The organism is Acidimicrobiales bacterium, from assembly GCA_030747595.1.
GTDB lineage: Bacteria > Actinomycetota > Acidimicrobiia > Acidimicrobiales > MedAcidi-G1 > UBA9410.
The window spans coordinates 72,760-84,769 of record JASLKK010000008.1; the positions used below are offsets into that span (position 1 = coordinate 72,760).

The 12,010-nt window shown below is 60.4% G+C and carries 12 protein-coding genes and 1 pseudogene; 6 read left to right on the forward strand and 7 right to left on the reverse strand.

Annotated elements, in window-relative coordinates:
• The first annotated feature begins 28 nt into the window (after nt 1-28).
• Nucleotides 29-1,030 (forward strand): peptidoglycan-binding protein, encoded by a 1,002-nt coding sequence (locus QF777_07855; GenBank protein ID MDP6911466.1) that lies wholly within the window; start codon nt 29-31, stop codon nt 1,028-1,030.
• Between the two features lie 33 nt (nt 1,031-1,063).
• On the opposite strand, the gene QF777_07860 is transcribed toward QF777_07855, so the two are convergent.
• The 4 genes and pseudogenes from QF777_07860 to QF777_07875 form a co-directional block, all read right to left on the reverse strand.
• Nucleotides 1,064-2,044, reverse strand: coding sequence for a ParB/RepB/Spo0J family partition protein (locus tag QF777_07860; protein ID MDP6911467.1), 981 nt, complete (start codon nt 2,042-2,044; stop codon nt 1,064-1,066).
• A gap of 80 nt (nt 2,045-2,124) precedes the next feature.
• Nucleotides 2,125-2,898, reverse strand: a pseudogene (locus QF777_07865) (AAA family ATPase).
• A gap of 197 nt (nt 2,899-3,095) precedes the next feature.
• Nucleotides 3,096-3,752 carry a class I SAM-dependent methyltransferase gene (locus tag QF777_07870; GenBank protein ID MDP6911468.1) on the reverse strand — a complete coding sequence of 219 codons (657 nt, stop codon included), beginning with the start codon at nt 3,750-3,752 and terminating at the stop codon, nt 3,096-3,098.
• A 29-nt stretch (nt 3,753-3,781) separates the two neighbouring features.
• Nucleotides 3,782-4,249 (reverse strand): R3H domain-containing nucleic acid-binding protein, encoded by a 468-nt coding sequence (locus QF777_07875; GenBank protein ID MDP6911469.1) that lies wholly within the window; start codon nt 4,247-4,249, stop codon nt 3,782-3,784.
• Between the two features lie 186 nt (nt 4,250-4,435).
• Here QF777_07875 and QF777_07880 point away from each other — a divergent pair, with 186 nt between their 5' ends.
• On the forward strand, nt 4,436-4,837 hold the full coding sequence (locus QF777_07880; GenBank protein MDP6911470.1) for a hypothetical protein: 402 nt from the start codon (nt 4,436-4,438) through the stop codon (nt 4,835-4,837).
• A 33-nt stretch (nt 4,838-4,870) separates the two neighbouring features.
• Here the strand turns inward: QF777_07880 and yidC are convergent, their stop codons facing one another.
• The 3 genes from yidC to rpmH form a co-directional block, all read right to left on the reverse strand.
• Nucleotides 4,871-6,127: a membrane protein insertase YidC gene (gene yidC, locus QF777_07885; GenBank protein ID MDP6911471.1), complete on the reverse strand. Its 1,257-nt coding sequence runs from the start codon at nt 6,125-6,127 to the stop codon at nt 4,871-4,873.
• Between the two features lie 313 nt (nt 6,128-6,440).
• The gene (locus QF777_07890) at nt 6,441-6,785 is read right to left on the reverse strand and encodes a ribonuclease P protein component (GenBank protein MDP6911472.1); all 345 of its coding nucleotides are present in this window, start codon (nt 6,783-6,785) and stop codon (nt 6,441-6,443) included.
• Nucleotides 6,782-6,916 (reverse strand): 50S ribosomal protein L34, encoded by a 135-nt coding sequence (rpmH, locus tag QF777_07895; GenBank protein ID MDP6911473.1) that lies wholly within the window; start codon nt 6,914-6,916, stop codon nt 6,782-6,784. Before rpmH ends, QF777_07890 begins: the two co-directional genes overlap by 4 nt.
• Before the next feature lie 607 nt (nt 6,917-7,523).
• On the opposite strand from rpmH, the gene dnaA reads away from it, so the two are divergent.
• The 4 genes from dnaA (at nt 7,524) to QF777_07915 (ending at nt 11,843) form a co-directional block, all read left to right on the forward strand.
• Nucleotides 7,524-8,999, forward strand: a complete 1,476-nt coding sequence (gene dnaA, locus QF777_07900) for a chromosomal replication initiator protein DnaA (protein ID MDP6911474.1) — start codon at nt 7,524-7,526, stop codon at nt 8,997-8,999.
• A gap of 288 nt (nt 9,000-9,287) precedes the next feature.
• Entirely contained in the window at nt 9,288-10,382 is a 1,095-nt protein-coding gene (gene dnaN / locus QF777_07905) for a DNA polymerase III subunit beta (GenBank protein MDP6911475.1), read from the forward strand.
• A gap of 61 nt (nt 10,383-10,443) precedes the next feature.
• The gene (locus QF777_07910) at nt 10,444-11,532 is read left to right on the forward strand and encodes a DNA replication/repair protein RecF (GenBank protein MDP6911476.1); all 1,089 of its coding nucleotides are present in this window, start codon (nt 10,444-10,446) and stop codon (nt 11,530-11,532) included.
• Complete coding sequence (locus QF777_07915; GenBank protein ID MDP6911477.1) at nt 11,529-11,843, forward strand: DUF721 domain-containing protein; 315 nt, start codon at nt 11,529-11,531, stop codon at nt 11,841-11,843. Before QF777_07910 ends, QF777_07915 begins: the two co-directional genes overlap by 4 nt.
• Nucleotides 11,844-12,010 lie beyond the last annotated feature (167 nt).

Genomic DNA, 12,010 nt, shown 5'->3' on the forward strand with positions numbered 1-12,010 from the left:
CAACCGACCACGGAGACCGGTCCCGACCGTGACCGGATCAGACGATCCGACGATCCACGACCTTCACCGCCGTCTAGCCGACGTCGGTCATCCCGTCGATCACCACGAGGTGGTCGACGGCTCATTCGGACCCGACACCACTAGGGCACTGCTGGCCTTCCAGGCCGAGCGGGGCCTCGACGAACACGGAACGGTCGACGACGCTACGCATGCCGCCCTCGTCGAGGCCGGCCACCGCCTCGGTGACCGCCACCTCTACCTCCACACTCCAATGTTCCGAGGCGATGACGTCGCTGACCTGCAATTACGCCTCGGAAGCCTAGGTTTCGACGCTGGCCGGATCGACGGCATTCTCGGACCGGACACCACGTCAGCAGTGTCTGATTTCCAACGGAACATCGGCCTCGCCGCGGACGGAATCGCCGGGCCGCTTACCGTGGACGGACTCCGACGCCTTCTAGGACGGACCGCAGGGCGACAACCAGTGGCCCAGGTGCGGGAGCTGGACCGTCTCCGTCGAAGTCGACCCGATCTTGTCGACCAACGAATCGCCATTGGTGAATTTGGTGGAACCGCCGCTCTGGCCGGGGCACTGACCCGCATCCTTCGGGCCCGTGGCGCCCATGTTCTGGAGTTGGATCAGCCCGACGCGGCCCTACAAGCGGAAACTGCCAACGAATTTGACGCCGGAACCTACATTGGCCTCCGCCTTGAGAATCATTCCCAATGCAGAACAGACTACTTTTCCACAGCCGGATTCCATTCCGAGGGGGGCCTCCGCCTGGCGCATCGTTGTGCCGATGCACTGGACCGGGCGCTACGGATCCATCTAGAGGCAGCTACCGATGAGATCGTGAGCACCACCTGTACGGGTCGACGACTACCAATCCTCCGTCAGACGCGGATGCCAGCCGTACTCTGCACCCTCGCACCCGCGTCCACCATCGTCCTCGCCACCGCGGAGATCGCCGACTGTCTGGCTTCAGCCGTTACCGACTGGCTGGCTGATCCAACCGCGGGTCCTGTCTAATCCCATCCACCGGCTGCTAGATGTCAGTGCAGGTCAGCCACCCAAAAGCTCGAACAAGCGCTGTAAGTCATCCCGATCGGCATACTCGACAACTATCCGGCCCTTGCGACCCCGCGTAACCACCCGAACCTTGGTATCGAACCGGTCTCCGAGGATCCGTTCGACCTCCAGGAGTGCCGCATCAGGCGTAGGTACTGGATACGCGGTCGAATCCACAACCGGCTCTTCGACCTTGTCGAGGGCCCGAACCAGATCCTCAACCTGACGAACCGAGAGACCGTCGTCGACCACTCGAGAGGCCAGACGCTCCAAGAGGTGATGGTCAACCAGCCCAGCCAGGGTTCGAGCGTGCCCAGCAGTGAGGAGACCCTCCATGATCATCTGCTGGACGGTGTCGGGCAGATGGAGCAACCGAAGCGCATTGGCCACCGCAGGTCGGCTACGACCCACCCGAACCGCCACCTGGTGCTGTGTAAGCCCGAATTCGTCCATCAAACGATGGAAGGCCGAGGCCTCCTCCAGTGGATTGAGGTCATCTCGGTGGACGTTCTCGACAATGGCCTGCTCAAGGCTGTCCCGGTCACCAACATCCCGGACCAGCGCGGGTATGGCCGACAACCCGGCCCGCCGAGCCGCTCGCCAGCGACGCTCCCCAGCCACCAGTTCAAGGCCGTCCTCGGTCCGACGCACGAGAATCGGCTGGAGAACACCGATCTCCTGGATGGATAGCGTCAGTTCGGCCATCTTTTCGTCATCGAAGACGCGCCGAGGCTGGTAGCGATTTGGCTCGATGGCTGACACGGCCACCATTTCGAGATGCAGGTCATCGGCAACGCCACTTGCCTCTACGGGGACCGACGGTGCTGCGGTGGCCTCACCGGGAGCAGAAGGGGTCGCCCCCCGGGGCACCCCTTCAATCGGCGGGTCGGCCTGAGTCCCAACGGATCGGAGGCTCGTGGCCCCTCCTTCCGGAATCAGTGCGGAAAGGCCTCTTCCCAATCCACCCTTCTTCATGCCTGGACCTCCTCTGAGCCGGCCTCCGACTCACCATTCTCATCGTTATCAATAATTTGGCCAGAAGTTGGCTTCACCGGCCCGCTGAGGACCTCACGCGCCAATTCCCGATACGCCACGGCGCCACGACTGGTCGGGTCATACACGTTGATGGGCTGGCCAAAAGACGGCGCCTCGGACAACCGGACCGATCGGGGAATTATCTGCCGACATACCTTGGTGCCGAAGAAGGTTCGAACTTCGTCCGCCACCTGTTCGGAGAGTTTGGTCCGTGCGTCGTACATCACCAGCGCAATGGTCGACACCTCAAGATCAGGATTGAGGTTCGCCTTGACCAGGTCCACGTTGCCGATGAGCTGTCCTAAACCCTCGAGGGCATAGTACTCACACTGAATTGGTACCAGAACTTCACGAGCGGCTACTAGGGCGTTGATCGTCAAGAGACCTAGCGCCGGTGGACAGTCGATCAAGACGATGTCGTAGTCGTCGACGATCTCCGCAAGCGCCCGTTCCAGCCGGTACTCCCGACTGAATGCCGCCACCAGCTCGATTTCCGCCCCAGCGAGGGCCAGGCTGGAGGGGAGTAGGTCGAGGTTGGGGGTATCAGTCGAACAACGCAAGTCAGCCGCCGACGCTTGTTGCAAGAGCACGTCATAGATCGACTGCTCGAGATCCCGAGAAGGCACGCCGACACCTGTGGTGGCGTTCGCCTGAGGATCCAGGTCGACTATCAGTACCTTTCTGCCCTCCTCAGCCATTGACGCACCGAGGTTGATGGTCGTCGTGGTCTTTCCGACCCCACCCTTCTGGTTTGCGACGGCGATGATGCGTGGGCGATGGGTTTCTTGAGACATCCCGGGCATCATGGCCAGAACGGTGGGAAAAGACAAGGACCTTGTGGAAAGCCCCGTTCTAGAACGAGTTTTCGTGCCGCAACCGTCCGAATGTTTCACGTGAAACAACTGTTCCCCGGTGGGCTGGGGAATGTCGACCCAAGCAACCTGCTTACTCCGAAATGTTTCACGTGAAACATCCCTCGTCTAGGTGGCTCTCAGAACAGGGGATCCGCCATCTGCCGGGCGAAGCGCCGAGGAAAACGATCTGGACAAGCCCCGATTCGGACCATGGCCCGGTAACCCGCTGGTCCAGCCGCCTGATCGCTGATCCAGCCTCCGAGATCCTCCAATCCGAGCTTGGACAACCCCTCAGCCGGCCATCGACGTGCCTCAGCGCTCCCGCCAGTGATCCCTGGAGGCTCACTGACCACCAATACTCCCTGTTCAGCCAGGAGAGGGGCCGCACATTCCGCTGTGGACCCGGGAGGAGCAAACCCTCGGGCAGTCACCAGGGACACCGCACCTCGAAGCTCGCCACTGGCGATATCAACGGCATCGGCCAACAGCACGTCCACTCGATCCTCCAGTCCAAGCTGGCGAACCGCCCATCGGAGAAAGGTTGCACGACGATCTCCCCGGTCAACCAGAATCCACCGCCAGGGCGTAAGCGTGGCCAGAACCAGCCCGGGCACGCCACCCCCTGTTCCGAGGTCCACAGCGAGCTCGCTGTCTCCCATTTCTGGAATCGAAAGGCCGTCACCTTCCCGGACCACTAGACCACCATCCAGAAAACCCAAGAAGCCCGCGCTGTGCGCGGGCCCCTCGGACGCCGCCGATGAAGTGAGATACCCCTCGGCGACTGCCTCGTCCAAGACCTGGTCGAGGCTTTTCTCGACGATGGTTAGCCGTCGATCAGCGAGATCACCACTCGCCGATCAGCGTCACTGCCCTCAGAGAAGGTGGCGAGGCCATCGATCTCTCCCACGGTGTCATGCACGACCTTGCGATCCGCTGCTCCCATGGGCTCCAGCGCCCGGGGACGACCGTCATCAAGCACAGCCTCGCCCTGGTTCCGAGCGAAGTCCGCCAGGAAGGTCCGACGACGCTCGCGGTACCCGCCGATGTCGACAGTCAGAGACCCATCCGCCTGACCATCGGAACTCCTCTGTACGAGGGTCCGTGACAGTTCGGTGATGGCACGTACCGTTTCGCCTCGCTGGCCAATGGCCAGACCAAGGTTCAGGCCCTGAGCCTCGACGGTGAGGCGATCCTCTTCGATTCGGCTGGCCACCCGAGCCTCGAGGCCCATCCGGTCCAGGAGTCCCTGGACGAACTCTTCAGTGATTCGTGCCTGCGTCTGCAGATCCATGGACTCCACGTCAGTCCTCTCCCGGTCGCTTCCACGACCGTTTCCATCGGTCGACGACTTCGCCGACTCTCCATTCCGACCTCGACGATCGGCATTCCTCTCACTACCCCGGTCCCGTCCACGTCCAGAATCGCCCACAGGCTCCCGTGACGCACGCTTTTCCGAAGTTACTGACTCCTGCTGCGAGTGGCCTTGCCCATCGCCACGACCCTCGCCCCCCCTGCGGCGACGATTGCCGCCACGAGAACCCTCGCCCTGACGCTCGTCATCACGATCCTGCCGACGATCACCACCCTGGGTGGTACTCCGGATCCGATCCTGATCCCCGCCCTTGGACTGGCCATTCTGTCGCCCGCTGCCCTTGCCAGAACCGCCACGACCCCGACCGCCGCTGCGGTCATTTCGCCGATTCCGATCACGTCGCTCCACCTTGGGACGGGGGCTGGTCGGCCGAACACGAGCCCGGAGACGGGCCTCGGTCTTCTTCAAACCAAACATCGACCGAGAGGCCTCGACCAGCACCTCCACCTCGAGTTCATCTTCAGCTACACCGAGCCGATCCAAGGCTCGTTCCTTTGCTTCATCTAGTGAGATACCGGTGGTTTCAATCCACTCCATGGCTCACTTCCTCCTTTTCTTGTTCTTGGCACTGCGCGCACGGGCTGTTCCGGGAGGAGTCGTCCGACCCCCACCAGACCGCCCGGCCGGCGGCCTCTTGTCGGTTGTTTTGATGTCATCAGACGCATCGCTGCGTCCGCGACGACTCGCCTTCTTCTTCGCCGGGGAAGTCGAGGACCTGGATTTCCGAGCACGCTTCTTGCTTGAACGGGAATCATCCTCAGAGGACACTCCATCGTCGATCTTTTGAGAACTATTCTCAACCTTGCCGGCTGTCGTTCGTCCTGATCGAACAGAACCGCTGGTCGAGGGCCTATCTTCAGGCTTTCCACCTGTACTTTTCCCGGGCTTGCCGCCGGTCTTGGCACCAGATTTGGCACTGCCGGACTTACCGCCACCGGACTTCTTGGTCGATTCAGTACTGGTCGGAACCACAACCTCTGGATGATCCCGCCCAGGTCCGTACAACGTCTGGGTGATGTAGGCCTGCTGGGCGATCCGGTACAGGTTGGAGACCACAAAGTACATGACCAACGCAGCATCCAAGTTGAACGAGATCACCGGCAGGAAGAACGGCATGACCTTCATCAGCATCTGCTGCTGAGGATTCACCGTGGCATCGGGGTTCCGACCCCTGATCTGTCGCTGCTGGATCCATGAGCTGGCGAACACGATCAGGATCAGGATCAGATAGGGGAGGGACGACGTCAAGCTCTGTGACAACGCCGTTCCCGCTGATCGGGAGAGATCGAAGCCCAGGAAGAGCATTTCGGTCTCACTAGACAGGTCGATAAAGAGATCTGAACTCGGGTCGACGTAGGCCGGATAGAAGGCCTGAGGATCGTTGGACGCCCCGGTCAATGCCGCATTTGACCCGTTGGCCAACCGTCCGGCCACCCATCCCGCGCTGTCCCCGATGTCGGACAACCGCCTGGTCATGCCCCGCAGCACGTTGTACAGGACCATGAACACTGGCGCCTGGATCAACATGGGCAGGCAGCCACCCATCGGGTTGATGTTGTTGGCCTGGTAGAAGGCCATCATCTCCCGGTTCATGACCTCCCGGTCGCCCTTATACCGAGTCTGGATCTTCTTCATCTCGGGCTGGAGGTGCTGCATCTTGATCATCGACCGCGTGCCCTTAAGGGTCAGAGGGGTCACGATCAGCATGACCACGAGGGTCAGCAGGACAATGGCCAGGCCGTAGCTGGGTACGAGCCCGTAGAACCAGGACAGAACGGCGGCGATCAGGTCGAACATGTGGATCCTCGGGAACCATGAAACGGATGGGGACGGTCAGATGGCCCGGGCACGGGATCCAAGCCCGTACCACCCCACGGATGGCACCGGCAGAGGCGCCCGACGGTCAACACGGAACCACGAATCGCCCCATGGCTCTCGAGGGCGTCCAAGGCGTAGTTCGAACAGGTCGGGACAAATCGACAGGGAGTGGGACGACCATCCACGACGCGCTGGTAGCCACGTACCGCAGATCGCAAAATTCGGGTAAGAACACCGAAGTCAGAGGATGTTTTCATAGATAGGTTCCGTCAAGTACGTACACGTCGGAGCGTTAGCCTTCGGTTAGTGCGTCGATCGCACCCGTCAGATATCGCTGGAGCTCGTCGTAGGACGAGTCCGCAGCACCAGGTGACACCCGAACCAGGTAGTCGCCGACCGGTACACCCTGTGGGCGCCGGTCGAGGTCCACCACTATCGCCCTGAGGCGACGGCGGATCCGGTTCCGGACGACCGCCGGCCCGACGGTCCGAGGAATGGCGTAGGCCACCCTCGGTCCCGGGCCGTCCATCTGGTCTCCGCTGGCTCGAAAGCCGATTCGCAATGGTCCACGGCGAACCGTGCGACCATTGCGACGGAGTAGACGAAAGTCGTCCCGTCGACGCAGCCGGCCGATCAAGCCGACAATCGGGCGCGGCCCTTCTGGCGGCGGGCCGAAATGATGGCCCTTCCTGCGCGGGTTTGCATCCGCTTCCGGAAGCCGTGCTTCCTGGCTCGACGCCTGGTGTTGGGCTGGAACGTACGCTTCATAAATGGTCTCCTGCTGGCATCGAAAGGGCGTCGTCAGGAAGGGGAGCGCCCAGATGCCGTCGATTACTGGAATACGGTCGGACCCCTCATCGGACAAAGACGCCAGACGAAGAACGACCGTCCACCGTCGGTGACGGCGGGATCGGCTCGGCTGCCGATCGGACTGGACCGATGGGTCGGGACGAATCCCGCACCGATCACGTGTCTGCCCGACAGGCTACGGGCCGATTGACGGACGCGCCAACCGTGAACACCGCATCTGACGAGATCCCTGTCCCCCGTTTGAGGACCTCTAACCCCAGCACCAACAACCCCCAGCGAGAGTTATCCACAGATCCCATCAAGCCCCGACTGCCTAATTGGTCCCTGAAACCCGGAGCGGTGTCCCCATCGCGAAATCATCCAATTCCGGGCCCTGTCGCGCGAAATAGGAACTGAACAGGCGCGACGCGTGATGGGTTCTGGCCTTGCGCGAGGTCATCCACAGGCTGCTACCTTGCCTCGCCCACAGCGAGGGCGGAGTGGGCCAACGGTGGCTGTTTTCCGTTCTCTAACGACCTTTCCACAACAAATTTAACATCTGTGGACAACTTGATCGGAGAATGCAATGGCAGATGCAACGGTGCTTTGGGAGGCCTGTGCGGCAGCCATTCAGTCGAAGGTGTCAGACGTCGTCTGGCAGATGACGTTCAGCGCGGCCCAGCCGGTGACTGCAGACGACCAAACCCTCACCGTCTCAGTACCGAGCATCGTGACCCTGGATCGGATCGAAGGTCGGTACCACGACCTGGTCCATGACACGGTCTCCGAGGTGAGCGACGACCAACTCACGCTCAACATCGTCATCCGAAAGGACGACGTTGAAAACCATGATGAGTTGATCTTCGACCTCCCACCGCTGACTCATCCAGCAGCCAGTACCACAGCGCCAAATTCCCTCCATCGAGCCAACCTCGATGAGCGCACCAACCCCATCCAACCAGCAGCATCCAGCCTGACCCCCACAACCGTCACCTCCGTCGGCGCCGCTGCCACTACCGGTACGGGAGATTCTTCGTTCGCCGGACGCCTCACCTTCCAAGACTTCGTCATCGGCTCGTCAAACCGGTTCGCCCACGCTGCAGCCCAGGCCGTAGCCGAAACCCCTGGTCGCTCGTACAACCCCCTCTTCATCTACGCCGAAGCCGGACTAGGAAAGACCCATCTCCTCCAGGCCGTCGGCAACTACGTCCTGGCCCACTATCCGACCAAACAGGTCCGGTACGTATCCAGTGAGACGTTCATGAACCGGTTCGTAGAAGCCATCCGCAACAAGCAACTCCCAGAGTTCAAGGACCTCCATCGTCGCAACGACGTACTCCTCGTCGATGACATCCAGTTCATGGAAGGAAAGGAGGGCCTCCAAGAGGAGTTCTTCCACACCTTCAACGCTATCCAGGAGGGTGGCGGCCAGATCGTGCTCACCAGCGATCGACCCCCGGACGACATCTCCACCCTGGAGGATCGACTTCGAAGCAGATTCAAGATGGGTCTGGTCACCCATATCCAGCCCCCCGACGTTGAGACCCGTCTAGCCATCCTCCGCAAGAAGTCTGAACAAGGAAGAAGCAGCATCGAGATCCCTGACGATGTCCTGTTCTTCATCGCCGAGAACATCACCGAGAACATTCGTGAACTCGAGGGTGCCCTGACCCGGATCACCGCCTACTGCAGTCTCAACCAAGAGGTTTGCACCATCGACCTGGCCACCACCGTTCTCGGAGATTTGATTACCAGCAACGCACCGCTGATCATCACCCCGGACCTGATCCTCAACCAAACCTCGGAGATCTACGGCTTCAGCCGCGAAGATCTCGTTGGTGCCAGCAGGCGCCGGCCCCTCGTAACTGCACGCCAAGTTTCGATGTACGTCTTTCGTGAGCTCACCGACCTGAGTTACCCGGCCATCGGTCGAGAGTTCGGTGATCGTGACCACACCACGGTGATCCACGCCGTCGAGAAGATCACCCGTCTCATGGCCGAACGCCGCGAAATCTACGATCAGGTCTCGACCCTCACCTCTAACGTTCGTTCCGGTAAATGAGGGGCTCCCAGTTAGTTTGATTAAGGACCAGCTGATTCTCCCGTTAGCCAAATCCTGTGGATCATCCCGTGTACGACCAGTGGAAGGCGATGTGGACGCTCGGTGGATCATGACTAGACCATCCACAGCCATTGTCTCCATTCATCGTCACGCTGGGGATACCGGTGGATGACCGACACGACACCATCACCCTCCTGACCTGCGATGATGGGAGATACTCCACAATCCACAGCACTTATTACTGCTACGACCTGATTAGAAAAGCCACATGGAGAAAGTGACCACCTTGTGAAGTTCCGATGCGAACGAGATGTCCTAGATAGGGCCTTCTCCATCACCCGACGCGCTGTTGCCGGTCGTGGAGGAACACTTCAAGTCTTGTCAGGCCTCCACCTGGAGCTCAAGGGAAACACCTTGACCGTGGTCGGTAGTGACCTTGACCTGGTGGTACGTGTCACTGTCGAGGTTGGTGGTGAACAAGATGGTTCAGTGGTCCTGTCTGCTCAACTAGGGGCTGAGATTGTCCGATCTTTGGATAGTGGACAGGTGGAGTTCACCGTCGATGACGACGGGGCCAGCGTGGTGTCAGGACGATCAGACTTTCGTCTTCGGGTCATGTCGGCCGAGGAATACCCCCGCTTTGATGAACCCGGTGGAGAATCAGTAACCCTGGATGCCGGCGCAGTTGCTGATGCCCTTGACCAGGTCATTAAAGCGGCAAGCATCGATGACGCACGCCAGATTTTGACCGGCGTTCTCATGGCTGCCGAGGCAGACGGACTTAGATTCGTAGCAACGGATTCCTACCGTCTTGCGGTTAGAGATCTCCCTGGGACCGCAGTGCTGGGTCGGGACCAAACGGTGCTCGTTCCGTCACGAGCTCTAGACATGGTGGGAAAGATCTTGGGCGATGCCGAGGAGCTGACTATCAGACTGGGTGAACGGGATGCCACGTTCGAGGTAGATGATGTCCAGGTGGTGACCCGCCTCATCGAAGGTGAATTCCCGAACTACCGGGGCCTGATACCAGACGACCATCCGAATGTTCTGGTGGTGGACCGTATAGCCCTGCAGGAAGCAGTTCGCCGGGTCCGAATTCTGGCCCAGGAATCCACGCCGGTGAGGTTGTCGATGTCTACCGAAGGGCTTGAGTTGGTGGCCATCACCCAAGACGTTGGGCAAGCTCACGAATCTGTGGATGCCACATACGAGGGTGCCGATCTAACGGTGGCGTTTAATCCACAGTTCCTACTCGATGGTCTTGAAGTGAGTCCCGGTGAAGAGGTCCGGCTGGAGACCAGCGAGGCAAGCAAGCCTGCGGTACTCCGGTCGATTGGTGATGAGCAATTCCTGTATCTGCTCATGCCCGTACGGGTGTCCTGACCCTTCGAACGGTTCGGGCCGGTAATCCTGTGGTGGGCCGGCTCTCGGCGACTTCGCTGCCATGACCGTTGAACGCCTCTGGCTGACTGATTTTCGCAATCATCCGGAGGTTGATCTGGTTCTAGATCCCGGGGTCACCCTGGTGGTCGGTTCCAATGGCCAAGGGAAGACGAACCTTATTGAGGCGTTGGCCTGGTTGGCTCGAGGGTCGTCCTTCCGCGGTGCACCCACCGAGGCAATGGTGAGATTTGGTGCAGACCGGGCGGTAGTTCGAGCGGAGATCGATACGGCCGGGCGAAGCGTCCTACTCGAAGCTGAACTGGTGGCCTCGGGACGAAACCGAATTCAGGTCAACAAGCAGCGGATCACCCGACTGCGAGATCTTCTTGGTCATTTTAGGACCACGGTGTTCGGCCCTGATGACCTTCACCTGGTCAAGGGCAGCCCGGGAGAACGGCGGGGCTGGATCGACGACCTGCTGGTCGATCTACACCCACGTAATCATGCGCTTAGGAGTGACCTGGATCGGATCCTCCGACAGCGAAACACGTTGCTCAAACAGGCCAAGGGTCACTTGTCGACTGAGGTGGAGACCACGTTGGACGTCTGGGACGCCCAACTGGGAGACTTGGGAGAACGCTTGGCGACCGCTCGACGGGAAACCCTCGTGGCTCTCGGGCCGAGGGTTGATGAACTTTTCGACGCACTCACCGATGGGAGAAGTCGTCTCACGATGAAAGTGGTGGATCAGTGGTCCTCAGAGGGACTGGAGAAGGCATTGAACCGGGCACGGTCCAATGACGTCCGACGCGGTGTGACCACGGTCGGTCCTCATCGAGATGATGTGCTCCTGACTTTGGACGATATGCCGTCGAGAACCCATGCTTCCCAGGGGGAGCAGCGCTCGATAGCCCTCGCCCTCCGTCTTGCCGGTCATCGTCTGGTGGCTGAACAGACGGGTGCAGAACCGATTGTTCTGCTCGATGATGTGTTCTCAGAACTTGATCCTCGACGGTGTGTTGTCCTAGTCGGGTTGCTGCCATCGACCCAGGCAGTGATTACCTCGGCTGGAGCGGTTCCTGAAGGAGTAGAAGCTGGTGTCGTCCTTCATCTAGACGACGGCGAGTTCGTTTCCCAAATAGGACCATGAAGCCTGATCGCGGGCCGGTGGCCCTTCGATGGAGTTTGGAACGGCTGTTGGCTGGCATGGGAGCACCGCAGATCGATGACACCATGATGATCATCGATCAGTGGCCGGAGATCGTGGGAGCACGGTTGGCCGAGCGGATCGAAGCTGTCGCGGTGAGTGGATCAGAGCTCCTGGTCGCCGTTCACGACCCGGCCTGGGCTAGCCAGGTTGCGTGGCTGGAGGCCCAGTTGTTGGAGCGGGTTGAGGCCCTGGTTGGACCAGGGAAGATCACCTCGGTTCGGGCTCGAGTCCAGCCTCGTGAGGGACCCTGAGGGAGCATATTTTGCACCTGATCGACACCGCTTGGATCCGTGGTCGGGAGGCCATTGGCTGGTAGTCTGGTCAAACCGTGAAGATGCGCTCTGACCTGCGGTTTTATACCGCTTTGACCCGTCTTTTGGCACCTTTCTTCCCCGACCCGACGATCCAAGGGGAACGG

What these genes read in the sequence shown, in the direction of transcription:
- QF777_07860 (MDP6911467.1), bottom strand. Translation starts at nt 2,044, where the DNA reads ATGAAGAAGGGTGGATTGGGAAGAGGCCTTTCCGCACTGATTCCGGAA.
- QF777_07875 (MDP6911469.1), bottom strand. Translation starts at nt 4,249, where the DNA reads ATGGATCTGCAGACGCAGGCACGAATCACTGAAGAGTTCGTCCAGGGA.
- yidC (MDP6911471.1), bottom strand. Translation starts at nt 6,127, where the DNA reads ATGTTCGACCTGATCGCCGCCGTTCTGTCCTGGTTCTACGGGCTCGTA.
- rpmH (MDP6911473.1), bottom strand. Translation starts at nt 6,916, where the DNA reads ATGAAGCGTACGTTCCAGCCCAACACCAGGCGTCGAGCCAGGAAGCAC.
- dnaA (MDP6911474.1), top strand. Translation starts at nt 7,524, where the DNA reads ATGGCAGATGCAACGGTGCTTTGGGAGGCCTGTGCGGCAGCCATTCAG.
- QF777_07910 (MDP6911476.1), top strand. Translation starts at nt 10,444, where the DNA reads ATGACCGTTGAACGCCTCTGGCTGACTGATTTTCGCAATCATCCGGAG.
- QF777_07915 (MDP6911477.1), top strand. Translation starts at nt 11,529, where the DNA reads ATGAAGCCTGATCGCGGGCCGGTGGCCCTTCGATGGAGTTTGGAACGG.